The 25942-nt window shown below is 68.9% G+C and carries 17 protein-coding genes and 5 tRNA genes; 18 read left to right on the top strand and 4 right to left on the bottom strand.

Going from position 1 to position 25942, the window contains the following annotated elements; genetic code table 11:
• Nucleotides 1-102 precede the first annotated feature (102 nt).
• The 7 genes from AACH11_RS08990 (at nt 103) to pbpG (ending at nt 9641) form a co-directional block, all read left to right on the top strand.
• Entirely contained in the window at nt 103-1890 is a 1788-nt protein-coding gene (locus tag AACH11_RS08990; RefSeq protein WP_341373882.1) for an acetolactate synthase 3 catalytic subunit, read from the top strand.
• 235 nt (nt 1891-2125) lie between these two features.
• Nucleotides 2126-2617 carry an acetolactate synthase small subunit gene (gene ilvN / locus AACH11_RS08995; RefSeq protein WP_341373883.1) on the top strand — a complete coding sequence of 164 codons (492 nt, stop codon included), beginning with the start codon at nt 2126-2128 and terminating at the stop codon, nt 2615-2617.
• A 151-nt stretch (nt 2618-2768) separates the two neighbouring features.
• The gene (ilvC, locus tag AACH11_RS09000; RefSeq protein WP_341373884.1) at nt 2769-3785 is read left to right on the top strand and encodes a ketol-acid reductoisomerase; all 1017 of its coding nucleotides are present in this window, start codon (nt 2769-2771) and stop codon (nt 3783-3785) included.
• A 102-nt stretch (nt 3786-3887) separates the two neighbouring features.
• The gene (gene pssA / locus AACH11_RS09005) at nt 3888-4721 is read left to right on the top strand and encodes a CDP-diacylglycerol--serine O-phosphatidyltransferase (RefSeq protein ID WP_341373885.1); all 834 of its coding nucleotides are present in this window, start codon (nt 3888-3890) and stop codon (nt 4719-4721) included.
• Between the two features lie 272 nt (nt 4722-4993).
• Nucleotides 4994-6688: a 2-isopropylmalate synthase gene (leuA, locus tag AACH11_RS09010; protein ID WP_341374081.1), complete on the top strand. Its 1695-nt coding sequence runs from the start codon at nt 4994-4996 to the stop codon at nt 6686-6688.
• 85 nt (nt 6689-6773) lie between these two features.
• Nucleotides 6774-8315, top strand: a complete 1542-nt coding sequence (locus tag AACH11_RS09015) for a 2-isopropylmalate synthase (RefSeq protein WP_341373886.1) — start codon at nt 6774-6776, stop codon at nt 8313-8315.
• Between the two features lie 177 nt (nt 8316-8492).
• The gene (gene pbpG, locus AACH11_RS09020) at nt 8493-9641 is read left to right on the top strand and encodes a D-alanyl-D-alanine endopeptidase (protein WP_423228719.1); all 1149 of its coding nucleotides are present in this window, start codon (nt 8493-8495) and stop codon (nt 9639-9641) included.
• A gap of 50 nt (nt 9642-9691) precedes the next feature.
• Here the strand turns inward: pbpG and AACH11_RS09025 are convergent, their stop codons facing one another.
• The 4 genes from AACH11_RS09025 to hpnC all read right to left on the bottom strand — a co-directional run bounded on the left by AACH11_RS09025 (nt 9692) and on the right by hpnC (nt 13783).
• Complete coding sequence (locus AACH11_RS09025) at nt 9692-10489, bottom strand: IclR family transcriptional regulator (protein ID WP_341373888.1); 798 nt, start codon at nt 10487-10489, stop codon at nt 9692-9694.
• Nucleotides 10486-11949: a hydroxysqualene dehydroxylase HpnE gene (gene hpnE / locus AACH11_RS09030; RefSeq protein WP_341373889.1), complete on the bottom strand. Its 1464-nt coding sequence runs from the start codon at nt 11947-11949 to the stop codon at nt 10486-10488. The genes AACH11_RS09025 and hpnE overlap by 4 nt, the downstream gene beginning before the upstream one ends.
• Nucleotides 11925-12785 (bottom strand): presqualene diphosphate synthase HpnD, encoded by an 861-nt coding sequence (gene hpnD, locus AACH11_RS09035; RefSeq protein WP_341373890.1) that lies wholly within the window; start codon nt 12783-12785, stop codon nt 11925-11927. Before hpnD ends, hpnE begins: the two co-directional genes overlap by 25 nt.
• Before the next feature lie 128 nt (nt 12786-12913).
• A complete protein-coding gene (hpnC, locus tag AACH11_RS09040) occupies nt 12914-13783 on the bottom strand; it encodes a squalene synthase HpnC (protein WP_341373891.1) in 870 nt (289 codons plus the stop codon).
• Nucleotides 13784-13929: 146 nt separating this feature from the next.
• On the opposite strand from hpnC, the gene AACH11_RS09045 reads away from it, so the two are divergent.
• From AACH11_RS09045 to AACH11_RS09095, 11 genes are all read left to right on the top strand, one after another.
• Nucleotides 13930-15210, top strand: a complete 1281-nt coding sequence (locus tag AACH11_RS09045) for an efflux RND transporter periplasmic adaptor subunit (protein ID WP_341373892.1) — start codon at nt 13930-13932, stop codon at nt 15208-15210.
• Nucleotides 15211-15283: 73 nt separating this feature from the next.
• Nucleotides 15284-18502 carry an efflux RND transporter permease subunit gene (locus AACH11_RS09050; RefSeq protein WP_341373893.1) on the top strand — a complete coding sequence of 1073 codons (3219 nt, stop codon included), beginning with the start codon at nt 15284-15286 and terminating at the stop codon, nt 18500-18502.
• Between the two features lie 158 nt (nt 18503-18660).
• Nucleotides 18661-18747 (top strand) — tRNA-Leu (locus tag AACH11_RS09055).
• A 46-nt stretch (nt 18748-18793) separates the two neighbouring features.
• Nucleotides 18794-20104, top strand: a complete 1311-nt coding sequence (gene tig, locus AACH11_RS09060; RefSeq protein WP_341373894.1) for a trigger factor — start codon at nt 18794-18796, stop codon at nt 20102-20104.
• A gap of 135 nt (nt 20105-20239) precedes the next feature.
• Complete coding sequence (gene clpP / locus AACH11_RS09065; protein WP_341373895.1) at nt 20240-20848, top strand: ATP-dependent Clp endopeptidase proteolytic subunit ClpP; 609 nt, start codon at nt 20240-20242, stop codon at nt 20846-20848.
• Between the two features lie 166 nt (nt 20849-21014).
• The gene (gene clpX, locus AACH11_RS09070) at nt 21015-22286 is read left to right on the top strand and encodes an ATP-dependent Clp protease ATP-binding subunit ClpX (protein WP_341373896.1); all 1272 of its coding nucleotides are present in this window, start codon (nt 21015-21017) and stop codon (nt 22284-22286) included.
• Between the two features lie 125 nt (nt 22287-22411).
• Nucleotides 22412-24850 carry an endopeptidase La gene (gene lon / locus AACH11_RS09075; protein ID WP_341373897.1) on the top strand — a complete coding sequence of 813 codons (2439 nt, stop codon included), beginning with the start codon at nt 22412-22414 and terminating at the stop codon, nt 24848-24850.
• Nucleotides 24851-25032: 182 nt separating this feature from the next.
• Nucleotides 25033-25108, top strand: a tRNA-Gly gene (locus AACH11_RS09080).
• A gap of 79 nt (nt 25109-25187) precedes the next feature.
• Nucleotides 25188-25261, top strand: a tRNA-Cys gene (locus AACH11_RS09085).
• Nucleotides 25262-25286: 25 nt separating this feature from the next.
• Nucleotides 25287-25362, top strand: a tRNA-Gly gene (locus AACH11_RS09090).
• A gap of 80 nt (nt 25363-25442) precedes the next feature.
• Nucleotides 25443-25518 (top strand) — tRNA-Gly (locus tag AACH11_RS09095).
• Nucleotides 25519-25942: the final 424 nt, after the last annotated feature.

Consider the following 25942-nt stretch of genomic DNA (forward strand, 5'->3'; position numbering starts at 1 on the left):
GGCCTTTCTGTTGTTGACCGCGCAGGTCCCGATTCCACCCCACGAGGGCGCGAGGAGGGGCACCGATGGATTTTCGTCAGAGAAATTCACAGAGGTTCTCACATGGACATGTCTGCCGCGGATGTCAAGCGCGCCTCGACGGCGCAACCGCAAGCCCAATCCCCCTCCGATTCCCTGCCCGAGCTCAATGGCTCGGACATCCTCGTGCGCTGCCTGCAGGCCGAGGGCGTCCAGTACATGTGGGGCTACCCTGGCGGGTCGGTCCTCTACATCTACGACGCCCTGTACAAGCAGGAGACGATCCAGCACGTGCTGGTGCGCCATGAGCAGGCCGCGGTGCACGCGGCCGACGGCTATGCGCGCGCCACCGGTGAGGTCGGCGTCGCCCTCGTGACCTCGGGTCCGGGTGTGACCAATGCCGTCACCGGCATCGCCACCGCCTACATGGACTCGATCCCGATGGTCATCATCACGGGTCAGGTCCCCACGGCCGCCATCGGTCTGGATGCCTTCCAGGAGTGCGACACCGTCGGCATCACCCGCCCGATCGTCAAGCACAACTTCCTGGTCAAGGACGTGCGTGACCTGGCCTCGACGCTGAAGAAGGCCTTCCACATCGCGCGCACCGGCCGTCCGGGCCCGGTGGTGGTCGACATCCCGAAGGACGTCTCGCTGAAGACCTGCGCCTTCTCGTACCCCGAGAAGGTCGAGATGCGTTCGTACAACCCGGTCAAGAAGGGGCACGGCGGCCAGATCCGCAAGGCCATGCAGCTGCTGCTGACGGCCAAGCGCCCCTACATCTACACCGGTGGCGGCGTGATCCTGGGCAACGCGGCGGCCGAGCTGCGCGAGCTCTGCGACGCCCTCGGCTTCCCGGTCACCAACACGCTGATGGGCCTGGGCGCCACGCCGGCGTCGGACCCGAAGTTCCTGGGCATGCTGGGCATGCACGGGACCTACGAAGCCAACATGACGATGCAGAACGCGGATGTCGTGCTGGCCGTCGGTGCCCGCTTCGACGACCGCGTGATCGGCAACCCGAAGCATTTCGCCTCGGTCGAGCGCAAGATCATCCACGTCGACATCGACCCCTCGTCGATCTCCAAGCGCGTCAAGGTCGACATCCCCATCGTCGGCGACGTCAAGGACGTGCTGCAGGAGATGCTGGCCTTCCTGCGCGAGAACCCGCAGCGGCCGGACACGGCCGAGCTGTCGAACTGGTGGCGCCAGATCAACGAGTGGCGCAAGCGTGAGTGCCTGACCTACAAGCGCAGCGACGAGGTCATCAAGCCGCAGTTCGTCATCGAGACGCTGGCCCGCCTGACCAAGGGCACCGACACCTACGTCACGTCCGACGTCGGCCAGCACCAGATGTGGGCGGCGCAGTTCTACCCGTTCGAGGAGCCGCGGCGCTGGATCAACTCCGGCGGCCTGGGCACGATGGGCGTGGGCCTGCCGTACGCGATGGGCATCAAGCTGGCCAAGCCGGACGCCGACGTGTTCTGCGTGACCGGCGAAGGCTCGATCCAGATGTGCATCCAGGAGCTGTCGACCTGTCTGCAGTACCGCACGCCGGTCAAGGTCCTGGCCCTGAACAACCGCTATCTGGGCATGGTGCGCCAGTGGCAGCAGCTGGACTACGGCGGCCGCTATTCGCACAGCTACATGGACGCGCTGCCGGACTTCGTCAAGCTGGCCGAGGCCTACGGCCACGTCGGCCTGAAGATCGAGCGTCCGTCGGACGTCGAGGGTGCGCTGCGCGAGGCCATCGCCCTGAAGGACCGCACGGTCTTCCTCGACATCCGCACCGATCCGACCGAGAACGTCTGGCCGATGGTCCAGGCCGGCAAGGGCATCACCGAGATGCTGCTGGGCTCCGAGGACCTGTGACCCCGGCGCCGCCGTGCGCACCGCCTGCCGCCACCGCGGCAGCGACGGGTGGGCACCGGCGGTACCGGTCGGCGAGGGCGCTGCACGCGTCGCGCGCCGACAGTCCCCGCAACCCGGCGGCCCACCGGCTGCCGGCGTCCGCCGCGTGCGGGCGCCACTCTCCTGAACCTCGCCGTCAGGGTGCGATGGTCACCGCCGTCGTCATCGCTGGCCGCGTGTCCCCAAGGACAGTCCCATGAAACACATCATCGCCGTGCTGCTCGAGAACGAGCCGGGTGCGCTGTCGCGCGTCGTCGCGCTGTTCTCCGCCCGTGGCTACAACATCGAGAGCCTGACCGTCGCGCCGACCGAGGATGCCTCGCTGTCGCGCATGACCATCGTCACCACCGGCTCCGACGAGGTGATCGAGCAGATCACCAAGCACCTGAACCGCCTGATCGAGGTGGTCAAGGTGGTCGACCTGACCGAAGGCAGCTTCACCGAGCGCGAGCTCATGCTGATCAAGGTCCGTGCGGTCGGCAAGGAGCGCGAGGAGATGAAGCGCATGGCCGACATCTTCCGTGGCCGCATCATCGACGTGACCGAGAAGAGCTACACCATCGAGCTGACCGGTGATGCCGGCAAGCTCGACGCCTTCATCCAGGCGGTCGACCGCACCGCCATCCTCGAGACGGTGCGCACCGGCACCAGCGGCATCGGCCGCGGCGAGCGCATCCTGCGCGTCTGATTTCCCATCCCCCCAGGGGCACCTCAGGGTGCTCCGTCCCTCAAGGGGGCGCCGTCCGCACCGTCGACCGACGGTTCATGGACGGCCGCTTGAACGGCTGTTCGAGCCCGCCCCTGACACTGCCAACAGCCGCTTTTCTGGAGCAAGCACCATGAACGTCTACTACGACAAGGACGCCGACCTGAGCCTGATCAAGGGCAAGAACGTCACCATCATCGGCTACGGTTCGCAGGGCCATGCCCACGCGCAGAACCTGAACGATTCGGGCGTCAAGGTCACCGTCGGCCTGCGCAAGGGCGGCGCCTCCTGGGCCAAGGCCGAGGCCGCCGGCCTGAAGGTCGCCGAGATCGCCGCCGCGGTCAAGGAAGCCGACGTCGTCATGATCCTGCTGCCGGACGAGCAGATCGCCGACGTGTACAACAAGGAAGTCGCGCCGAACCTGAAGGCCGGCGCCTCGCTGGCTTTCGCCCACGGCTTCAACGTGCACTACGGTCAGGTCCAGCCGCGCGCCGACATCGACGTGTGGATGGTCGCCCCGAAGGCCCCGGGCCACACCGTGCGCAACACCTACCGCCAGGGTGGCGGCGTGCCGCACCTGATCGCCATCTACCAGGACAAGACCGGCAAGGCCCGTGATCTGGCCCTGAGCTACGCCACCGCCAACGGCGGCGGCAAGGCCGGCATCATCGAGACCTCGTTCCGCGAAGAGACCGAGACCGACCTGTTCGGCGAGCAGGCCGTGCTGTGCGGCGGTGCCGTCGAGCTGATCAAGGCCGGCTTCGAGACGCTGGTGGAAGCCGGTTATGCGCCCGAAATGGCCTATTTCGAGTGCCTGCACGAGCTCAAGCTGATCGTCGACCTGATCTACGAAGGCGGCATCGCGAACATGAACTACTCGATCTCGAACAACGCCGAGTATGGTGAGTACGTCACCGGCCCGCGCGTGATCACCGAGGAGAGCAAGAACGCGATGCGCCAGTGCCTGAAGGACATCCAGACCGGCGAATACGCCAAGTCCTTCATCCTGGAGAACAAGGCCGGCGCCCCGACCCTGATCAGCCGCCGTCGCCTGACCGAAGAGCACCAGATCGAAGTCGTCGGCGCCAAGCTGCGCGACATGATGCCCTGGATCAAGGCCAACAAGCTGGTCGACAAGAGCCGCAACTGATGGGTTGGCGGCGCCGGGCGCCGCCTTTCCACCAGACGCAGAGGGCCGCCCATCGGGCGGCCTTCGTCTTTTCGGCCTGACCCCTGCGTTATGCTTCCGACCATGAATGACACGCAAGATCCGGACGATGATCTGGAGCCGGCCGAGGTGCCCGCGCGCCCCCGCCGCAAGGGCATCTATGTGCTGCCCAATCTGTTCACCCTGGCCGCTCTGTTCGGTGGTTTCTACGCCATCGTGATGGCGATGAACGCGCGCTTCGACCAGGCCGCCATCGGCGTGTTCTGCGCGATGGTGCTCGACAGCCTGGACGGCCGTGTCGCGCGCATGACGAACACGCAGAGCGCCTTCGGCGAGCAGATGGACAGCCTGTCGGACATGGTCAGCTTCGGCGCCGCGCCGGCCCTGATCATCTACGAATGGGCGCTCAAGGGCCTGGGCAAGGCCGGCTGGGCGGCCGCCTTCATCTATTGCGCCTGCGCGGCGCTGCGGCTGGCGCGCTTCAACACCAACATCGGCGTGGTCGATCGGCGCTTCTTCCAGGGCCTGCCGAGTCCGGCGGCCGCGGCCATGGTGACCGGCTTCCTGTGGATCATGGACGACCAGGGTGTCCGTCCCGACCTGCTGGCCACGCCGGTGCTGGTGTGGGCCGCCTGGGGTCTGACGCTGTTCGCCGGCCTGACCATGGTGACCAACGTGCCGTTCTACAGCTTCAAGGACTTCGGTCTGAAGAAGTCGGTGCCCTTCGTCACGCTGGTCATCATCGCGCTGCTGATGGCGCTGATCAGCCAGCACGTGCCGGGCATGCTGTTCCTGCTGTTCCTGCTCTACGGCCTGTCGGGCTACGTGATGTACGTCTACCGCAAGGCCAAGGGCAAGCCGGTCAGCGTGATCGCCACCTCGACCGACGAGCCTGACGAGGCGGGTCTGCACCACTGAACGGTCGTGATCGACCGCGCGCCGGCGGCTCCCGCCGGCCGTGATACAGTCCAGCCCATGTCGATTCGTGTGACCCCCAAGCTACTAGGCGTGCCTCTGGCGCGCTGAACGTCCACGACCACGTATCGCCGGATACCGCCCTGAGCGGATCCTCCCGACACCGGACCAACGGCCCGCCAGCTCTGCTGCAGCGGGCCGTTGTCATTTCCGGGCCCCCGATCGTTCACCCGACCGCTGCGGCGCCCCGAAATCCCTGGAGAACCCCGATGACCATGCTCACGAACCCCGCTGCCAAGTACCGTCGCTTCGCTCCTGTCGGCCTGCGTGACCGGACCTGGCCTGACGCCGTGATCGAGCGTCCGCCAGTGTGGTGCAGCGTCGACCTGCGCGACGGCAACCAGGCGCTGATCGAGCCGATGGATCCGGCGCGCAAGCGCCGCATGTTCGAGGCCCTGGTGCGCATCGGCTTCAAGGAGATCGAGGTCGGCTTCCCCTCGGCCTCGCAGGCCGACTTCGACTTCGTGCGCCAGCTCATCGACGAGGGTCTGATCCCCGATGACGTCACGATCCAGGTGCTGACCCAGGCCCGTGAGCACCTGATCGCGCGCACCTTCGAGGCGCTGCAGGGGGCGCCGCGCGCCATCGTCCACGTCTACAACGCGACCGCTCCGGTGATGCGCCGCGTGGTGCTGGGCCTGGACGAGGACGGCATCGTCGAGCTGGCCAGCACCCATGCCCGCATGGTGCGCGAGCTCGCCGCACGGCAGCCGGCCACGCGCTGGACCTTCGAGTACTCGCCCGAGATGTTCTCCGGCACCGAACTGGCCTTCAGCAAGCGGGTGGTCGACGCGGTGACCGCGCTGTGGATGCCGGGCGATGACCTGCCCGAGCTCGGCAAGTGCATCATCAATCTGCCGGCCACGGTCGAGCACTCGACGCCCAACATCTTCGCCGACATGGTCGAGTGGATGCATCGCCACCTGGAGCGGCGTGAGCGGCTCGTGCTGTCCATCCATCCGCACAACGACCGTGGCACCGGCGTGGCTGCCGGCGAGTTCGCGTTGATGGCCGGTGCCGATCGCCTCGAAGGCTGCCTGTTCGGCAACGGCGAGCGCACCGGCAACCTCGACATCGTCAACGTCGCGCTCAACCTCTACACCCAGGGCGTGCATCCGGGTCTGGACTTCTCCGACATCGACGGCATCCGCCGCACCGTCGAGCACTGCAACCAGTTGCCGGTGCACCCGCGCCATCCGTACGTCGGCGATCTGGTCTATACCTCGTTCTCCGGCTCGCACCAGGACGCGATCAAGAAGGCCTTCGCCGCCCGGAATGAGGCCGACCTCTGGGACATGCCCTATCTGCCGATCGACCCGATGGACCTCGGCCGCAGCTACGAGGCGGTGATCCGCGTCAACAGCCAGTCGGGCAAGGGCGGCATCAGCTACCTGCTCGAAGCCGAGTACGGGCTGGAGCTGCCGCGCCGGGCGCAGATCGAGTTCAGCCAGGCCGTGCAGGCGGTGATGGACGAGCGCGGTGGCGAGTTCTCGGCGGACTCGCTGTGGCAGATCTTCGACCAGACCTACGGCATTGCCGAGGCTCCTCAGGTCGTGCATCAGGTGATCACCGAGGGCGACGACGGCCGCGTGCGCGTGCAGGCCCAGGTGCACGAGAAGGGCCGTGCGATGGCCGTCATCGGCCACGGCCAGGGCCCGCTGGAGGCCTTCGTCGACGGGCTCGCGCGTGCCGTCGGTGTGCCGGTGCAGGTGCTGGACTTCCACGAGCACGCGATCGGCGAGGGCGCTCAGGCCCGTGCGGCAGCCTATCTGGAGCTGCGCGTGGGGGACCGCACCCTCTATGGCATCGGCATCAGCACCAGCATCGTCACCGCCTCTTTGCTGGCGGTGCTCAGCGGGCTGCGCCGCTGCGAGGTGCCCTTGCGTCGCGCGGACGCGGCGACCGTCTGAACCTCCCCCTGCTTCAGCAGACAATCCAGCCTGAGGGTGCCTGCGGGCACCCGGCAGCGAACCCGACATCCGAGGAGCCAACGCCATGACCGACAAGCTGATCATCTTCGACACCACCTTGCGCGACGGTGAGCAGTCGCCCGGTGCGTCGATGACCAAGGACGAGAAGCTGCGCATCGCGCGCCAGCTCGAACGTCTGAAGGTCGACGTCATCGAGGCCGGCTTCGCCGCCTCCAGCAACGGCGACTTCGAGGCCGTCAAGGCCATCGCCGACGTCATCCAGGACGCCACCGTCTGTTCACTGGCGCGTGCCAATGACCGCGACATCGGCCGTGCGGCCGAGGCGCTCAAGGGCGCGGCGCGGGCCCGCATCCACACCTTCATCGCCACCAGCGAGCTCCACATGGAGAAGAAGCTGCGGATGACGCGTGAGCAGGTGCTGGAGCAGGCCCGGCTGTCCGTGCGCTTCGCCCGCAACCTGTGCGGCGACATCGAGTTCTCGCCCGAGGACGGCTACCGCTCCGACGTCGATTTCCTGTGCCGCGTGCTCGAGGCCGTGATCGCCGAGGGGGCGACCACCATCAATGTCCCCGACACCGTCGGTTATGCGGTGCCCGAGCTCTACGGCAACTTCATCCGTACGCTGCGCGAACGGGTGCCCAACAGCGACAAGGCCATCTGGAGCGTGCACTGCCACAACGATCTGGGCATGGCCGTGGCCAACTCGCTGGCCGGTGTGACGATCGGTGGCGCGCGTCAGGTCGAGTGCACGATCAACGGCCTGGGCGAGCGCGCCGGCAACACCTCGCTCGAGGAGATCGTCATGGCGGTCAAGACGCGGCGGGACTATTTCGGACTCGAGCTCGGTGTCGATGCCAGCCAGATCGTGCCGGCCTCGCGCATGGTCAGCCAGACCACCGGCTTCGTCGTCCAGCCGAACAAGGCGGTGGTCGGCGCCAACGCCTTCGCGCACGCCAGCGGCATCCACCAGGACGGCGTGCTCAAGGCGCGCGACACCTACGAGATCATGCGTGCCGAGGACGTGGGCTGGAGCGCCAACAAGATCGTGCTGGGCAAGCTCAGCGGGCGCAACGCGTTCAAGCAGCGCCTGCAGGAGCTCGGCATCGCGCTCGACAGCGAGGCCGAGGTCAACGCCGCCTTCGCACGCTTCAAGGACCTGGCCGACCGCAAGGCCGAGATCTTCGATGAGGACATCCTCGCCCTGGTGGCCGACGAGAGCGTCACCAAGGAGCAGGAGCACTACCGTCTGGTGTCGCTGGCCCAGAGCTCCGAGACCGGCGAGCGGCCGCGTGCCCGGGTGGTGTTCGCCGCTGGCGCGGTCGAGCACCATGCCGACAGCGATGGCAACGGACCGGTCGACGCGAGCTTGAAGGCCATCGAGTCCAAGGTCGGAAGTGGGGCTGAACTGCTGCTGTATTCGGTCAATGCGATCACCAGCGGTTCGACAGAATCGCAGGGCGAGGTCACCGTCCGTCTGCAGCTCGGGGGCCGCGTGGTCAACGGCGTGGGTGCCGATCCGGACATCGTCGTCGCCTCGGCCAAGGCCTATCTGGCGGCGCTGAACAAGCTGCACGCAGCGCCGGAACGGGTGGCGGCTCAAGGGTGATCGCGACAGGACTGGAGGGAACTCCCGACAGTCCTCGTCGTCTACTTGAGAAAGCTTCTGCAAGTCTCTGATCTTGCGGCATTTTTTCTCATCTTCTACACTTGCTGCAGGTTTTTTCGAATTGACTCCATCGTGACCCAGCGACGCCTCCTCAAGACCTGCGGCAGTGGACTGCTCATGCTGCTGCTGGCGGCCGCCCTGGGCACGGCCCAGGCCCGCCCGGCCGCCGAACGCAACGCGGCTCGCGCCGATGCCGGCCGTGCCAAGGTGGTGAAGACCGCCAAGACCGTCAGGGCCCCCAAGATCGCCCAGGCGGCCAAGCCCGAGCCCCGTGCCGGCCGCCAGGCGCGCGCCGAACGACCGGCTCGCCAGGCCGTGGCCGCCAAGGCGCTGGACAAGGCCGCGCAGGTCCGTGCCGGCAGCCGCTCGCGTGCCGGCCAGGCCACGGCCTTGCGCCGCGCGGCGGTGGCTGCACCGGTGGTCGCTGCCGCGGCGGTCGCCGTCCCGACGCTGTCCTTCGGCCAGCAGCAGGGCCTGCACAACAATCCCGATCCGCTGGACCTGCGCAGCAGCGTGGCCCTCGTCATCGACCAGGACACCAACGAGGTGCTGTTCGCCAAGAACGCCAACGCGGTGCTGCCGATCGCCTCGATCACCAAGCTGATGACCGCGCTCGTCGTCACCGAGGCGAGGCAGTCGCTCGACGAGGTGCTGACGATCACCAGCGACGACATCGACACCGAGAAGAACAGCCGCTCGCGCCTGAATCCCGGCACGCAGCTGTCGCGTGGCGAGATGCTGCATCTGGCGCTGATGTCGTCGGAGAACCGGGCCGCCAATGCGCTGGGCCGGCACTACCCTGGCGGCCTGTCGGCCTTCGTGCAGGCGATGAACCGCAAGGCGGCGCAGCTGGGCATGCGCGACACGCACTATGTGGAGCCGACGGGGTTGTCCAGCCGCAACCAGTCCAGCGCCCGCGATCTGGCGGTGCTGGTCAAGGAAGCGCACCGCTTTCCGCTGCTGCGGGAGCTGTCGACCTCGCCCGAGGCCCAGGTCGAGATCGGCCATCGCACGATGGCCTTCCACAACACCAACGGCCTGGTGCGCAGCCCGAACTGGGAGATCGGTCTGCAGAAGACCGGCTACATCTCCGAGGCGGGTCGCTGCTTGGTCATGCAGGCTCAGCTCGCCGGCCGCAAGCTGATCATGGTGCTGCTGGATTCCGCCGGGAAGTACTCCCGCATGGGCGACGCCGAGCGCATCCGCCGCTGGCTGGACGGCAGTTCCGCCAGCCTCAACGCCGCTGCGCGACCGCGCGGCGGTTGATGCTCCTGGCCGGTGGCGGCGGCACCTTGGCGTGCCGCCTGCCGTCCGGTTCAGCGTGCGCCGTGGCGCGGCACGGCACCCTGCCGATAGCCGAGCGACGAGGAGATCTGCGAGGCGGTGTCGCGCACGCGCTCGGCCCAGCTCTCTTCCAGCCGGTCCGACGGTGCGGAGATCGACAGCCCGGCCACCAGCTTGCCCTGGTCGTCGAAGATGCCGGCGGCCATGCAGCGCACACCCAGCTCCAGCTCTTCCTCGTCGCGCGACAGCGCGCTGTGGCGGATCTGGTTGAGCTCGCGCTCCAGGCGCTGCACGTCGGTGATGCTGTTGCGGGTGTGGCCGGCCAGGCCGGTGCGGGTCGCGTAGGCGCGCACCCGTTGCGGATCGTCGTGGGCCAGGAAGAGCTTGCCGACGGAGGTCAGGTGCAACGGCGCGCGACCACCGATCGCGCGCACGACCTGCATGCCCGAGCGCTCGCTGTAGGCGCGTTCGATGTAGACGATCTCGTCGCCCTGGCGCATCGACAGGTTGACCGGTTGGTGGGTGAGGCGATGCAGTTCGCGCATCGGTGCCAGCGCGGCCTCCCGCACGTCCAGCCGGGCCTTCACCAGGTTGCCCAGTTCCAGCAGCCGCATGCCGAGCCGGTAGCAGCCGGGTTCGGGGCGGTCGACGTAGCGGCCCAGCGTCAGATCGTTGAGGATGCGGTGGGCGGTCGACGGATGCAGGCCGGTGCGCTCGCTCAGCAGCTTCAGCGGGACGGGATCGGGTTGCTCGGCCAGCACATCGAGCAGGGCGAACATGCGCTCGATGACCTGTATGGCCGGGGCCTGGGTGTCGTTCGGCGGATTCATGTCCCCTTATTTTGCATGACGAAACCAGGGATGTCCTGATCGGCGCCGATCGCGTGAGCCAAGGCCTGCACGGCCGCCTCGCCCGAGCGCACCGCGCCTTCGAGCGTGGCCGGGTAGGGGCCGTCGATGTGGTCGCCGGCGGCCACCAGGGCCGGGGCCACGACGGTGCCCGGCCGACGCAGGCCGGGCGTGCAGCGGAAGGTTGCACGCCGTTCGCAGCGGGCCTCGACCTGCGCGTCGGGGGCCACGAAGTGGCCGGGGTAGAGTGCGCGGGCCTGCTCCAGCGTCGCGCGTGCCGCGCCGTCGATGCCGGCGTCCAGCCAGGGCGTCGGCGCGCTGGCGACCCAGGCCTGCAGGCCGCTGTCGGGGTGCGGCAGCGGTGGCTGGTGCAATCCGTCACCGCGGCATTGTGCGAGGTCGAAGGCGAACTGGGCCGGGCCTGCGGGCCGGGCGGGCAGGGTGACCATCGGGTGCGCCAGACGCAGCCCGGGCTCGCGCAGCCAGACGGTCAGGATCGGCTCATGGGCGAGCCCGCGGTTGCAGGCGGCCCAGTCCGGTGCCAGCGGCTCGGCCAGTCGGGCGGCCTCGGTGGCAGCGCAGGCCAGAACCACGCCGTCCCAGGGGGCGGCGAGGGATCGCAGGTCCGGCGTGTCGGCCGTGGCCGGTGGCAGTGTCAGCCGCAGGCGGCCGTCGTCGGTCCGGTCGATGCGGTGCACCCGCTGCCGCAGATGCAGCCCGGCGCCCCGGGCCTGCAGCCAGCGCCAGGCCGGGCCCGGCAGCAGGGCCTGCAGCGCCGCGGCCGGCAGCAGCAGATCGGCATGGCCTGGTCCTCCGGCCAGGCTGTCGCCCAGCACGCGCAGCAGCACGCGTGCGCTGGCCTGTTCTGCCGAGGTGTTCAGCGCGGCGACGCACAGGGGCTCGATCAGCGAGGCCATCACCTGCGGATGCAGCGTGGCGCACAACTGGCCCACGCGGAGATCGTCCGCGCAGTCGAAGCCCTGGAGCCGCCAGGACAGCGCATGGCGCAGCAGGCTGATGCGTGCCGGCCATGACCACTGCGGATGGCTGGCCACCGCGCGGGCGAAGGCCAGCGCCGTCGGGCCCCGGCCCAGGCGCAACCCGTGGCCGTCGGGCCCCACCAGGGCCAGCGGGCCGCGCCACAGCACCGTCCGCGGGTCGACGCCGACGGTGCGCATCAGCGCCAAGGTGCGCACGTAGGCGCCGATCAGGATGTGCTGGCCGTTGTCGGCCGGCGCCCGCTCGGCCCCGGCGGCGGTGCGGTCGTCGACGGCCTGGCTGCGCGCGCGGCCACCGGGCTGCGGGGCCATCTCCAGCACCGTCACCGACCAGCCGCGCTGCACCGCCTGCACCGCGGCGCTCAGCCCCGCCCAGCCCGCGCCGACGATCGCCACCCGCGGTACGCGGGCGCCGGTGGTCAGCGGCCGCGCCAATGGGTGCACAGCGCGATCCACAGTTTGCGCAACGGGGTCAGTGAGGTGCGTTGATGCAGCACCTGGAAGCCGTCACGCTCGATCTCGCGCAGCAAGGTGCGGTAGATGTTGGCCATCATCAGCCCGGGCTTCTGGGCGTGGCGATCCGCCTCGGGCAGCAAGGCCAGCGCCGCGTCGTAGTTCTGGTGGGCGCGTTCGGCCTGGAAGCGCATCAGCGCGGTGAAGCGTTCGCTGTAGCCCCAGGGCGCTTCGCGCTTGAGCAGCTCGTGGGCCTTGACATCAAAGCGCTGCAGTTCGTCGATCGGCAGATAGATGCGGCCGCGTCGCGCGTCGTCGCCGACGTCGCGCAGGATGTTGGTCAGCTGCAGGGCCAGACCCAGGCGGTGGGCGTACTCCACCGTGCGCGGGTCGGTGTGGCCGAAGATCCTCGCCGCGACCTCGCCGACGACGCCGGCCACCAGATGGCAGTAGCGCTGCAGGTTGCCGTAGTCGAGGTAGCGCGACTGCTCCAGGTCCATGCGACAGCCTTGGGCGACCTGCAGCAGGTGCCGGGCTTCGATGCCGTAGATCGGTGCGTGGGGCAACAGGGCCTGGAGCACGGGATGGTCGGCGCGGCCCTGGCTGAAGGCGAGCTGCACCTGCTGCTCCCACCAGCCGAGCTTGGCGGCGGCCACGCTGGGGTCCTGCACCTCGTCGACCACGTCGTCGATCGCGCGGCAGTAGGCGTAGAACGCCGTGATGGCCGCGCGGCGTGGCGGCGGCAGGAACAGGAAGGCGTAGTAGAACGAGGACCCGCTGGCGGCGGCCTGTTGCTGGACGTACTGCTCGGGGCTGAGGGCGGTCATCGGTCGGTCATCGGTGCGGTGGCGCCGGTCCGCGTGGTGGCGGACGTCGCGCTGTGGACGGTCGGATCGGTGGCCGGCGCCGCGGCGCTGGCTCGGTCCCGGTGGGGGTGTAGGGCGGGCTCGGGTCCTCAGACCGGGCGACCGGTGCCGGCCGTGCCTGTGGCCGCGGGCACGCGGCCCATGCGCAGGGCGCGCCACAGCAGACGCGGCGCGTCCCGTCGTGCCACCGTGGGCCGATGGCCGAGCGCGCGATGGTCGGCCTGCGCCAGGCGGTCGAGGATGGCGAGCCCGCCCTGCACGACCAGGCGCAGCTCCCAGCCGATGCGCCCGGGCAGCGCGATGGCCAGCGGGGCGCCGTCGAGCATCATCTGCCGCGCCCAGCCGCACAGCTCGGCCACCAGGGCCTGGGTGCGGGGGGTGTCAGCGCCGGCGCGCAGCTCGGCGCGGCTCAGGCCGTGGCGGGCGAGGTCGCTGTCGGGCACGTAATGGCGGCCGCGTGGCAGGTCCACGCTCAGGTCCTGCCAGAAGTTGATCAGCTGCAGCGCGTGGCAGACCGCGTCCGAGCGGGCCAGGGCCGGTGCGTCGTCGATCCGGTAGAGGTGCAGCAGCAGCCGTCCGATCGGCGCGGCCGAGCGGCGGCAGTAGTCGATCAGCGCGGCACGGTCGGGCGGGATCGGGTTGCCGCTGTCCTGCATGAAGGCGTCGAGCAGGTCGTCGAGCAGGCCGAGCGGCAGCCCATGGGCGCGGATCTGCCCGCCCAGCGGGCCGAAGACACCGGGCCAGGCCTCGGCGTCGGGCGGCGCGCCGGCGGCGCAGCGGTGCAGCGCCTCGCGGTAGCGCCGCAGCTGCGCCAGGCGTTCGGCCGGCGTGGCGCTGCCCTCGTCGGCGATGTCGTCGGCGGTGCGCGCATAGTGGTAGATCGCCTGGATGGGCGGCCGCAGGGCCGGCGGGCACAGCCAGGAGGCGACGGGGAAGTTCTCGTAGTGGTCGACGCTCACGATGGGGCGATTGTCGCGCGTTGACAGCGCGGGCTGCCGCTCACTACATTACTGACCAGTCAGTCATTAACTGGGTCGTGCAGGGGGAGGCCGGCGCCATCGGCGTCGCGGCCCGATGCCTGCGTGGCCACCGCCGCCCGCTCGCCATGCCTCTGTCCGCCCGTCGCCGTGTCCCGTTCCCGTCCTCCGAGGTCTGTCCGGAGGGGGCTGTCCGTGATGGCCGGCCACGGGAGGCGCCGGGCCTGCCCTTGTCGCCGCGGTGGGCCGCCCCGGCGCGGTTGCGGCGCTCGGGCGCCGGCATCACGCTCGGCCTGGCGCTCGGTGGTGCGGCCTTGCTGGGGGCCTGCTCCCGCTCCGAGCCCGCCCCGGAGCCCGTGCGCGCGGTGCGCACCGTGGTCGTCGGCGGCGCGGGCCATGGGGTCGATGCGCTGCGGCGCGACTTCGCGGCCGAGATCCGCGCCCGCAGCGAGGTGCCGCTGGGGTTCCGTGTCGGCGGCCAGTTGCGCAGTCGGCCGGTGGCCGTCGGTGATGCGGTGCGGGCCGGCCAGCTGCTGGCCGAGCTGGATCCGGCCGATCTGCGGCTGGGGCAGCAGGCCGCGCAGGCCGCGCTCGACGGTGCGCGCACCGCGCAGCGCCAGGCCGAGTCCGATCTGGAGCGCACGCGTGGCCTGCGCCAGCAGGGCTTCATCAGCGCGGCCGAGCTGGAGCGGCGCGAGTCGGCCTGGCGTGCGGCCCAGGCCCAGACGGCCCAGGCCGAGGCCCAGCTGGCGGTGCAGGGGCGACAGACCGGCCACAGCCGGCTGCAGGCCGAAGCGGCCGGTCTGGTGACGGCCACGCTGGCCGAGCCCGGCACGGTGCTGGCCGCCGGTGTGCCGGTGCTGCGCCTGGCGCTGGATGGTCCCCGCGACGTGGTCTTCCAGGTGCCGGAGGACCAGATCGCGTCCTGGCGCGCCCTGCGCGGCCGCACCGACGTGCTCAGCGTGCGGCTGTGGAGCGAGCCGCAGCGCGCGCTGCCGGCCGTCGTGCGCGAGGTCGCCGCGGCGGCCGATCCGCTCAGCCGCACCTTCCAGGTCAAGGCCGATGCCGGCACCGATGCCGCGCTGCGGCCCGGCGCCAGTGCCCAGGTCCGGCTGCAGCTGCCATTGCCCGACGGGGGGCTGCGGCTGCCGCCGTCGGCCCTGTTCGAACAGGGGGGCAAGACCCGGGTCTGGGTCGTCGATCCGGCCGCGCTGACGCTGCGCGCGCAGAGCGTCGAGATCGGCGGGGCCAGCGAACGCGAGGTGCGGATCGCGGCCGGCCTGCAGCCCGGTCAGCGGGTGGTCGTCGCCGGCACCCATGTGCTGGCCGAGGGCCAGAAGGTGCGCCTGTACCAGGAGCCCCCGGCCGCGGCCGCCGCCGCGGCCTCCATCACCCCGCTGCCGCGCTGAGGTCGCCGTGTCGCATTCCGATTCCTCGACCGCGCCGACCACCCCCCCGCCGCCGCCCTCCGACAGGCCGCCGGTGGCCGCCAGGGCCCCCGGCTCGGCCGGCGGCTTCAACCTTTCCCGCTGGGCGATCGACCACCCCGCGCTGACACGCTACCTGATGGTGGTGCTGATGGCGCTGGGTCTGGCTGCCTGGTTCCAGCTCGGCCAGGACGAGGATCCGCCGTTCACCTTCCGCATCATGGTCGTGCAGGCCTTCTGGCCCGGCGCCACCGCGCGCGAGGTGGCCGAGCAGGTCACCGACCGCATCGAGCGCACGCTGCAGGACGTGCCCCACGTCGACATCCTGCGCAGCTACACCAAGCCGGGCGAGTCGCTGACGCTGCTGGAGGTCAAGGACAGCACGCCGCCCAAGGAGGTGGCCAACGTCTTCTACCAGGCGCGCAAGAAGCTGGGCGATGCACGCGGCAACCTGCCGGCCGGCGTGCTGGGGCCGGTGGTCAACGACGACTTCGGCGATGTCTACGGCACGATCTACGCGCTGTCTGCCGACGGCTTCAGCCCCGAGGAGCTGCGCCGTGCCGCCGAGCGGGTGCGCGACCGGCTGCTGCGCGTGCCCGACGTGGCCAAGATCGAGCTCTTCGGCGTCCAGCCCGAGAAGATCTGGATCGACCTGCCGGCGCGCCGCGCGGCGGCGCTCGGCATCGATCTGTCGCAGGTGCTGGCCCAGCTGTCGGCGCAGAACGCGGTCGAGTCCTCCGGTCTGGTCGACGGCGGCAGCCAGAACCTGCAGGTGCGCGTCGACGGCGCGCTGCGCAGCGTCGAGCAGCTGCGCGAGCTGCCGATCCGCAGCGTCGATCCGGTCACCGGCCAGGCCGCCACGCTGCGTCTGGGTGACATCGCCCAGGTGCGCCGCGGGCCGCCCGATCCGGCCGCCGTGCAGGTGCGCCACCAGGGCCGCGAGGTGGTGGCCATCGGCGTGGCGATGGCCAAGGGCGGCGACATCATCGCCCTGGGTGAGGCGCTGACGGCCGAGGCCGCGCGCATCCGCGCCGAGCTGCCCGCCGGCCTGACGCTGGACCAGGTGCAGGACCAGCCGCAGGCCGTCAGCCGCTCGGTCGGCGAGTTCGTCAAGGTGCTGGCCGAGGCGGTGCTGGTGGTGCTGGCCGTCAGCTTCGTCAGCCTGGGCCTGCACACCCGTCCGTTGCGGGTGGACGTGCGCCCGGGCCTGGTGGTGGCGCTGACCATCCCGCTGGTGCTGGCCATCACCTTCATCGTCATGTACTACGCCGGCGTCGGCCTGCACAAGATCTCGCTGGGCTCGCTGATCATCGCGCTGGGCCTGCTGGTCGACGACGCGATCATCGCGGTCGAGATGATGGTGCGGAAGATGGAGCAGGGCTGGGACACGCGGTCGGCCGCCAGTCATGCCTATCAGGTCACCAGCATGCCGATGCTCACCGGCACGCTGATCACCGCCGCCGGCTTCCTGCCGATCGGTCTGGCGCGCAGCGTGACCGGCGAATACACCTTCGCCATCTTCGCCGTCACCTCGGCCGCGCTGATCATCAGCTGGCTGGTGTCGGTGTACTTCGTGCCCTGGCTCGGGGCGGCGCTGCTGCGGGTGCGGCCGCATGCGAAGGCGGCGCCGGTGCCGGCCGAAGGCGTCGCCGGCAGCGCCTCGCCCGCCCACGACGCCTCCGATGCCGACGACGAATCCTTCGACGGCGGCTTCTACGATCGCCTGCGCCGTGCCGTGGCCTTCTGCGTGCGCCGGCGCTGGCTGACCATCGGGCTGACGCTGGCCCTGTTCGTCGCCGGGCTGGCCGCGATGGGCCGGGTGCAGCAGCAGTTCTTCCCGGATTCGAGCCGGCCCGAGATCCTGGTCGAGCTCTGGCTGCCCGAGGGCTCGACCCAGGCCGAGACCGCGCGCGTGGCCGGGCGCTTCGAGGCGCGGCTGATGCGCGAGACCGGTGTGCACTCGGTCAGCACCTGGATCGGCAGCGGTGTGCCGCGCTTCTATCTGCCGCTCGACCAGGTCTTCCCGCAGAGCAACGTGGCCCAGGTCATCCTGCTGCCCGAGGATCTGGCCGCACGCGAGCGCCTGCGCCGCGGCCTGCCCGAGCTGCTGGCCGCCGAGTTCGGCGAGGTGCGGGCCCGCGTGCGCCTGCTGCCCAACGGCCCGCCGGTCGCCTATCCGGTGATGTTCCGCGTCGTCGGCGACGATCCGGTCGTGCTGCGCGACTGGGCCGAGCAGGCCAAGGCCGTGCTGCGGGCCGACGCGCGCATGCTGGGCGTCAACGACAACTGGAACGAGCGCGTCAAGACCGTCCACCTGAGCGTGGACCAGGACCGTGCGCGGGCGCTCGGCATCAGCAGCCAGCAGATCGCGCAGGCCGCGCGCACGCTGCTGAGCGGCCGCACCGTCGGCGTCTACCGTGAGGGCGATCGCCAGATCGACATCGTGCTGCGCGAGCCGGCGCAGGGGCGCCAGGCCCTCGATGCGCTGCTCGGCGGCCAGCTGCCGACGGCCAGCGGCCGGGCGGTGCCGCTGAGCCAGCTGGTGCAGGTCGGCCTGGGCTGGGAGGAGGGTGTGATGTGGCGCGAGGGCCGTCGCTGGGCCATCACCGTGCAGGGCGATGTCGTGGAAGGCCTGCAGGGGCCGACGGTCTCGGCCGCGCTGTGGCCGCAGCTGCAGACCCTGCGCGACCGCATGCCCGAGGGCTACGACATCCAGATCGCCGGCGCGCAGGAGCAGAGCAGCAAGGGCCAGGGGTCGATCGCCGCCGGCCTGCCGATCATGCTGTTCATCACCTTCACGCTGCTGATGCTGCAGCTGCAGAGCTTCTCGCGGGCGCTGCTGGTGTTCCTCACCGGCCCGCTCGGCCTGGCCGGCGTGGCCGCCGCGCTGCTCTTGCTGGACCGCCCGTTCGGCTTCGTCGCACTGCTCGGCGTGATCGCGCTGATGGGCATGATCATGCGCAACTCGGTGATCCTGATCGACCAGATCGAGCAGGACCGCGCGCGCGGCATGCCGGCCGCGCGGGCCATCGTCGAGGCCACCGTGCGGCGCTTCCGGCCCATCGTGCTGACGGCCGCGGCCGCCGTGCTGGCGATGATTCCGCTGTCGCGCAGCGTGTTCTGGGGGCCGATGGCGGTGGCCATCATGGGCGGGCTGATCGTCGCCACGGCGCTGACGCTGCTGGCCCTGCCGGCGATGTACGCCGCCCTGCTGCGCGTGGATGCCAGCGCCCTGGACGCGGAGGACGGCGGAGGGCCCGTCACAGCCGGCTAGAATCCAGGGTTTACCGAACGCCCGGCCCGGGATTTCGGCATCGAGCGGGCAGCTTGTTTGGCGGCCACCGATGCAGCACACCGGGCCGCAGTCCAGTCGGGCGATGCTTGAAGGCACGGCGGTCCGTCGCGACCCCGGGCCCGAGACAGGAACGACACGCGCGGGTGGCGAAATTGGTAGACGCACCAGGTTTAGGTCCTGACGCCTTCACGGGCGTGCCGGTTCGAGTCCGGCCCCGCGCACCACGTGCTTCACGGCCCCTCAAGGGCCTCCTTTTGCAGCGAGTCCATCATGGCTGTCACTGTTGAAACCCTCGAAAAACTCGAACGCCGCATCACGCTGACCCTCCCGGCCCAGGAGATCGCCAGCGAAGTCGACGCCCGTCTGCGCAAGCTGTCGCGTTCCGTCAAGGTCGACGGCTTCCGCCCCGGCAAGGTGCCGATGTCGGTCGTCGCCCAGCGCTATGGCTACTCGGTGCAGTACGAAGTCGTCAACGACAAGGTCGGCCAGGCCTTCAACAGCGCCGCCAACGAGGCCCAGCTGCGCGTGGCCGGCATGCCCCGCATCGAGCAGAAGGACGAGGCCGGCGAGGGCGAGCTGGCCTTCCTGGCGACCTTCGAGGTCTACCCGGAAGTGACGATCGGCGCCCTCGGCGAGATCGAGGTCGACCGCGTCAACGCCGCCGTCGATGACGCGGCCATCGACCGCACCGTCGAGATCCTGCGCAAGCAGCGCCGCAGCTTCGTCGAGCGTGCCGCCGATGACGGCGCCGCCGAAGGCGACCGCGTGACCATCGACTTCGAAGGCAAGATCGACGGCGAGCCCTTCCAGGGCGGCAAGGCCGAAGGCTTCCAGTTCCTGATCGGCGAAGGCCAGATGCTGGAGCAGTTCGACAAGGCCGTGCGCGGCATGAAGGTCGGCCAGGGCAAGACCTTCCCGCTGCAGTTCCCCGAGGACTACCACGGCAAGGACGTCGCGGGCAAGGAAGCCGACTTCCTGGTCACGATGAAGAAGGTCGAGGCGCAGCAGCTGCCCGAGGTGACGCCGGAGTTCATCCAGTCGCTGGGCATCGAGGCCGGCACCGAGGAGGCCCTGCGCGCCGACGTGCGCAAGAACCTCGAGCGCGAGGTCAAGTTCCGCGTGCTGGCCCGCAACAAGTCGGCCGCCCTCGATGCGCTGATCAAGGCTGCCGAGCTCGACGTGCCCAAGGCGCTGGTCGACAACGAGATCGAGCGCATGACCCAGTCCGCCCGCGAGGACCTGAAGGCCCGCGGCATGAAGGACGCCGACAAGGCCCCGATCCCGGCCGAGGTGTTCCAGCCCCAGGCCGAGCGCCGCGTGCGCCTGGGCCTGATCGTGGCCGAGCTGGTCAAGGGTCAGAACCTGCAGGCCAAGCCCGAGCAGCTGCAGGCCCACGTCCAGGACCTGGCCCAGAGCTACGAGAACCCGGCCGAGGTCGTGGCCTGGTACATGAGCGACCGCTCGCGCATGGCCGAGGTCGAGGCCGTCGTGATCGAGGCCAACGTCACCGAGTACGTGCTCGGCCAGGCCAAGACCCAGGACAAGACCCTGGCATTCGACGAGCTGATGACCGCGGCCTGATCACCGCCACGCCCTGGGTCAGGGCGTGCATCGACGGGGCGTCCGACTGCGTGGTCGGCGCCCCGTTTTTCATCGCCTGCACGCCTTGGATGCTGGGGACATAATCGCCACCAGTTCATTGACACGAGGGATTCCATGAGCGCACTGGATACGCAAGCCCTGGGCATGGTGCCCATGGTCATCGAGCAATCGGGCCGGGGCGAGCGCGCGTACGACATCTACAGCCGTCTGCTGCGCGAACGCATCGTGTTCCTCGTCGGGCCGGTCAACGACGCCACGGCCAACCTGGTCGTCGCCCAGTTGCTGTTCCTCGAGAGCGAGAACCCGGACAAGGACATCTTCCTGTACATCAACAGCCCGGGCGGCAGCGTCTCGGCCGGCCTGTCGATCTACGACACGATGAACTTCATCAAGCCGGACGTCTCCACCCTGTGCATGGGCATGGCCGCCAGCATGGGCAGTTTCCTGATGATGGCCGGCGCGCCGGGCAAGCGTTTCGCCCTGCCCAACAGCAAGGTCATGATCCACCAGCCCTCCGGCGGCGCCCAGGGCCAGGCCACCGACATCGAGATCACCGCGCGCGAGATCCTCAAGACTCGCGAGCAACTCAACCGCATCTATGCGGAACGCACCGGCCAGAGCTACGAGAAGATCGCTGCCGACATGGAGCGTGACTACTACATGTCGGCCGACGAGGCCAAGGCCTACGGCCTGATCGACCAGGTGATCGCCAAGCGCGGCTGAGTGCCGCGCGGGACGGACATCCGGCCGCTGTTCCGTCAAGCGGGCTGCCCCTGCCGGTGCGCGCATCCGTCAAGGATTCCGCACTGCGGTCGGCCTGATTTCCCACCGGGGCGCTTGAACTATCATCGCCCCGACATCCATCCGCCCTAGCAACGCACGCACACCCATGGCCGACAAGAAGGGCGCCTCTGGCGAGAAGGTCCTCTACTGCAGCTTCTGCGGCAAGAGCCAGCACGAGGTCAAGAAGCTGATCGCCGGACCCTCGGTGTTCATCTGCGACGAGTGCATCGAGCTGTGCAACGACATCATCCGCGACGAGACCCCGGCTGAAGCGCCGGCGGGCGGCAAGTCCTCACGCAGTGACCTGCCGGTGCCGACGGAGATCAAGTCCACGCTGGACAACTACGTCATCGGACAGGACGCGGCCAAGCGCACCCTGTCGGTGGCCGTCTACAACCACTACAAGCGCCTGAAGCACATGGGCGCCGGTGGCAAGGACGAGGTCGAGCTGACCAAGAGCAACATCCTGTTGATCGGGCCCACCGGCTCGGGCAAGACGCTGCTGGCCCAGACCCTCGCCCGTCTGCTCAACGTCCCCTTCGTGATCGCCGATGCGACCACGCTGACCGAGGCCGGCTATGTCGGTGAGGACGTCGAGAACATCATCCAGAAGCTGTTGCAGAACTGCAACTACGACGTCGAGCGGGCGCAGCGCGGCATCGTCTACATCGACGAGATCGACAAGATCAGTCGCAAGGCCGACAACCCCAGCATCACCCGCGACGTGAGCGGCGAGGGCGTGCAGCAGGCCCTGCTGAAGCTGGTGGAAGGCACGATGGCCAGCGTGCCGCCGCAGGGCGGACGCAAGCACCCGAACCAGGACTTCCTGCAGATCGACACGACCAACATCCTGTTCATCTGCGGCGGTGCGTTCGACGGCCTGGAGAAGGTCATCCAGAACCGCACCGAGAAGTCGGGCATCGGCTTCGGTGCCAGCGTGCACTCGAAGACCGAGAAGCGCGCGGCCGAGCTGTTCCGTGACGTCGAGCCCGATGACCTGGTCAAGTTCGGCCTGATTCCCGAGCTGGTCGGTCGCCTGCCGGTGGTCGCCACCCTCGGCGAGCTGACCGAGAGCGCGCTGGTGCAGATCCTCACCGAGCCCAAGAACGCGCTGCTCAAGCAGTACCAGAAGCTGTTCGCGATGGACGGTGTCGAGCTGGAGATCCGGCCCTCGGCGCTGAGCGCCATCGCCCGCAAGGCCCTCAAGCGCAAGACCGGTGCCCGCGGCCTGCGCTCGATCATGGAGCATGTGCTGATCGACACCATGTTCGACCTGCCCACGCTCGACGGCGTGGACAAGGTCGTCGTCGACGAGCACATCGTCGAGGAGGGCGCCAAGCCGCTGCTGGTCTATCACGAACAGAAGGCCTCCGCCTGATCCGCGTGCCGAAGTCCGCCGACGCCCGCCCGCGACCGTCGAGGTTGCCGGCGGGCGTCCGCACTTTCGTCGCCCTTGCATTCCCCGCCTCGGCCCTCACGTCGGCCTGAGAAAGAGAGGTTTTCATGTCTGGACACCCCATCCTGCCCCCGGATCCGATCACGCTGCCTCTGCTGCCGCTGCGTGACGTGGTCGTGTTCCCGCACATGGTCATCCCGCTGTTCGTCGGTCGGCCCAAGTCGATCAAGGCGCTCGAGGCGGCGATGGAAGCCGGCCGCCAGATCATGCTGGTCGCGCAGAAGGCCGCCGGCAAGGACGAGCCCAAGCCCGAGGACATGTTCGAGGTCGGCTGCGTCTCCAGCATCCTGCAGATGCTCAAGCTGCCTGACGGCACGGTCAAGGTGCTGGTCGAAGGCGTGCAGCGTGCCAACACCATCGCCATCCACGACGGCGAAGAACATTTCACCGCCGAGGTGTCGCCGGTGCAGCCTGATGCCCAGGCCTCGCCCGAGGTCGAGGCGCTGCGTCGTGCGGTCACCCAGCAGTTCGACCAGTACGTCAAGCTCAACAAGAAGATCCCGCCGGAGATCCTGACCTCGATCGCCGGCATCGACGATCCGGGCCGCCTGGCCGACACGATCGCCGCCCACCTGCCGCTCAAGCTTGAAGCCAAGCAGGCCGTGCTCGACCTCTACGAGACGGCCAAGCGGCTGGAGAAGCTGCTCGAGCTGCTCGAGCACGAGGTCGACATCCTGCAGGTGGAAAAGCGCATCCGTGGCCGCGTCAAGCGGCAGATGGAGAAGAGCCAGCGCGAGTACTACCTCAACGAGCAGGTCAAGGCCATCCAGAAGGAGCTCGGCGACGGCGAGGAGGGCGCGGATCTCGAGGAACTCGAGAAGAAGATCGCTGCGGCGCGCATGAGCAAGGAAGCGCGCAAGAAGGCCGAGAACGAGCTGAAGAAGCTCAAGCTGATGTCACCGATGTCGGCCGAGGCCACGGTCGTGCGCAACTACATCGACACGCTGGTCAACCTGCCCTGGGCCAAGAAGTCCAAGGTCAAGCATGACCTGCCGCTGGCCGAGGACGTGCTCAACGAGGACCACTTCGGCCTCGACAAGGTCAAGGAACGCATCCTCGAGTACCTCGCGGTGCAGCAGCGCGTGGAAAAGGTGAAGTCGCCGATCCTGTGCCTGGTCGGGCCTCCGGGCGTCGGCAAGACCTCGCTCGGCCAGAGCGTGGCGCGCGCCACCGGCCGCAAGTTCGTGCGCATGGCGCTCGGCGGCGTGCGTGACGAGGCCGAGATCCGCGGCCACCGCCGCACCTACATCGGCTCGATGCCGGGCAAGGTGCTGCAGTCGCTGACCAAGGTCGGCACGCGCAACCCGCTGTTCCTGCTCGACGAGATCGACAAGCTGGGCATGGACTTCCGCGGCGACCCGTCGTCGGCGCTGCTGGAGGTGCTCGATCCCGAGCAGAACCACACCTTCGCCGACCACTACGTCGAGGTCGACTTCGACCTGTCGGACGTGATGTTCATCGCCACGTCCAACAGCATGAACATCCCGCCGGCGCTGCTCGACCGGATGGAGGTCATCCGTCTGTCGGGTTACACCGAGGACGAGAAGGTCAACATCGCCCAGCGCTATCTGCTGCCCAAGCAGAAGAAGAACAACGGCGTCGAGGATGCCGAGCTGGAGGTGACCGAGGCGGCGATCCGTGGCGTGATCCGCTACTACACCCGCGAGGCCGGCGTGCGCTCGCTCGAACGCGAGATCTCCAAGATCTGCCGCAAGACCGTCAAGAGCATCCAGCTGAAGAAGGTCGAGGGCCAGGTCGTCGTCACCGAGGACAACCTCAACGACTTCCTGGGCGTGCGCAAGTTCGACTTCGGCCGCGCCGAGAAGAAGAACCAGGTCGGCCAGGTGGTCGGTCTGGCCTGGACCGAGGTGGGTGGCGATCTGCTGACCATCGAGGCGGCGGTGATGCCCGGCAAGGGCGGCACCATCCGCACCGGTTCGCTCGGTGACGTGATGAAGGAATCGGTCGAGGCGGCCCGCACGGTGGTGCGCAGCCGCGCCCGCAGCCTGGGCATCAAGGACGAGCAGTTCGACAAGCGCGACGTGCACATCCACGTGCCTGACGGCGCCACGCCCAAGGACGGCCCGAGCGCCGGCATCGCGATGACGACGGCCTTCGTCTCGGCCCTGACCGGCATCCCGGTCAAGGCCGACGTGGCGATGACCGGCGAGATCACGCTGCGCGGCGAGGTGACGGCCATCGGCGGCCTGAAGGAAAAGCTGTTGGCGGCCCATCGGGGCGGCATCAAGACGGTGCTGATCCCGGAGGAGAACGTCAAGGACCTGCAGGACATCCCCGAGAACGTCAAGAACAGCCTCGAGATCGTGCCGGTGCGCTGGATCGAGAAGGTGCTCGAGACCGCGCTGGAGCGTCTGCCGGATGCCTTGCCTGATGACGAGCCGGTGCCGGTGCCCGTGGCCGCCGATGCGGCCAAGGCCGACGGGGTCGGTGGCGCGGCTGCTGCCGGTGACACGCTGCCGCACTGACGGCGCGGTCTCCAGATGGGCGTGTGGCGGGTGATGAAAATTATTTTGATCACCCGCTTGCACAAACAGCTGAAGCCTGTATAGAATTCGAGCTTCGCTGGACGGCAAACGAAACCAAACGGTTGCAACGGTCAGCGAGGCCTGAAGCAGGTGGGGCAACCCAGACCGATCAGGGCACCCAAGCGGGAATAGCTCAGTTGGTAGAGCGCAACCTTGCCAAGGTTGAGGTCGCGAGTTCGAGCCTCGTTTCCCGCTCCAGGTTTTCAGCGTGGTGATGTCGTGTGGACGAAAGTCGATGCAATGTCATCAGGGCGGCGGAAGCTGTCCAGGGCGCGCCGGCGCGATAGCAAAGCGGTTATGCAACGGATTGCAAATCCGTCTAGTCCGGTTCGACTCCGGATCGCGCCTCCACCGCACCCACGCAAGCGGTATCCCCGCGGGAATAGCTCAGTTGGTAGAGCGCAACCTTGCCAAGGTTGAGGTCGCGAGTTCGAGCCTCGTTTCCCGCTCCATCCTTCCCACCAAGGTCGGATGCAGCACCCGATACCGTTGAAGCAGAGTGATGTCGACATTCGGTGGTCGGCAGAACCATGCGGGAATAGCTCAGTTGGTAGAGCGCAACCTTGCCAAGGTTGAGGTCGCGAGTTCGAGCCTCGTTTCCCGCTCCACACTCAGGACAGCACCGCTGTCCCGCAAACCCCGGCAGATCTTGCATCTGGCCGGGGTTTTTCGTTTTCACGGTGCTCATGCCGGGCGGGTGGAGCCGGCATCCCGTCCCCTGTCTTCTGCAGGCTTCGCCGTGATCCGGTGGCGGTTCAGAGCGGTGTGGACGCGTTTGCCGATGCTCAGGGCGCAGGTTGCGCCCCGCGTCGCCGAGGCACGCTGCCCAGCGTGCCGCGCGGCGGCAGGTCATGGTCTTGGGGGCCTGCCCGACATCTTCGAGCGTCGTCCACGGGCCCTAGGTCGCGGGGGATCGGACGAAGTCGCCTTTCGGCGGCTTGGGCGCTGGATCCTGCGTGCTAGAGTCCGCGCAGTTTTGCGGATTTTCCGTTTCTGTTCTTGCCTCCAGACGCCGTGCGCCGACCGTTGTCC

The organism is Pseudaquabacterium rugosum (genome assembly GCF_038066575.1).
Classification (GTDB): Bacteria; Pseudomonadota; Gammaproteobacteria; order Burkholderiales; family Burkholderiaceae_C; genus Pseudaquabacterium; species Pseudaquabacterium rugosum.

Excerpts from the sequence above, each read along its gene's own strand:
- AACH11_RS08990 (WP_341373882.1), top strand. The coding sequence starts at position 103 with ATGGACATGTCTGCCGCGGATGTCAAGCGCGCCTCGACGGCGCAACCG.
- ilvN (WP_341373883.1), top strand. The coding sequence starts at position 2,126 with ATGAAACACATCATCGCCGTGCTGCTCGAGAACGAGCCGGGTGCGCTG.
- ilvC (WP_341373884.1), top strand. The coding sequence starts at position 2,769 with ATGAACGTCTACTACGACAAGGACGCCGACCTGAGCCTGATCAAGGGC.
- pssA (WP_341373885.1), top strand. The coding sequence starts at position 3,888 with ATGAATGACACGCAAGATCCGGACGATGATCTGGAGCCGGCCGAGGTG.
- leuA (WP_341374081.1), top strand. The coding sequence starts at position 4,994 with ATGCTCACGAACCCCGCTGCCAAGTACCGTCGCTTCGCTCCTGTCGGC.
- AACH11_RS09015 (WP_341373886.1), top strand. The coding sequence starts at position 6,774 with ATGACCGACAAGCTGATCATCTTCGACACCACCTTGCGCGACGGTGAG.
- pbpG (WP_423228719.1), top strand. The coding sequence starts at position 8,493 with ATGCTGCTGCTGGCGGCCGCCCTGGGCACGGCCCAGGCCCGCCCGGCC.
- AACH11_RS09025 (WP_341373888.1), bottom strand. The coding sequence starts at position 10,489 with ATGAATCCGCCGAACGACACCCAGGCCCCGGCCATACAGGTCATCGAG.
- hpnD (WP_341373890.1), bottom strand. The coding sequence starts at position 12,785 with ATGACCGCCCTCAGCCCCGAGCAGTACGTCCAGCAACAGGCCGCCGCC.
- AACH11_RS09045 (WP_341373892.1), top strand. The coding sequence starts at position 13,930 with ATGCCTCTGTCCGCCCGTCGCCGTGTCCCGTTCCCGTCCTCCGAGGTC.
- tig (WP_341373894.1), top strand. The coding sequence starts at position 18,794 with ATGGCTGTCACTGTTGAAACCCTCGAAAAACTCGAACGCCGCATCACG.
- clpP (WP_341373895.1), top strand. The coding sequence starts at position 20,240 with ATGAGCGCACTGGATACGCAAGCCCTGGGCATGGTGCCCATGGTCATC.
- clpX (WP_341373896.1), top strand. The coding sequence starts at position 21,015 with ATGGCCGACAAGAAGGGCGCCTCTGGCGAGAAGGTCCTCTACTGCAGC.
- lon (WP_341373897.1), top strand. The coding sequence starts at position 22,412 with ATGTCTGGACACCCCATCCTGCCCCCGGATCCGATCACGCTGCCTCTG.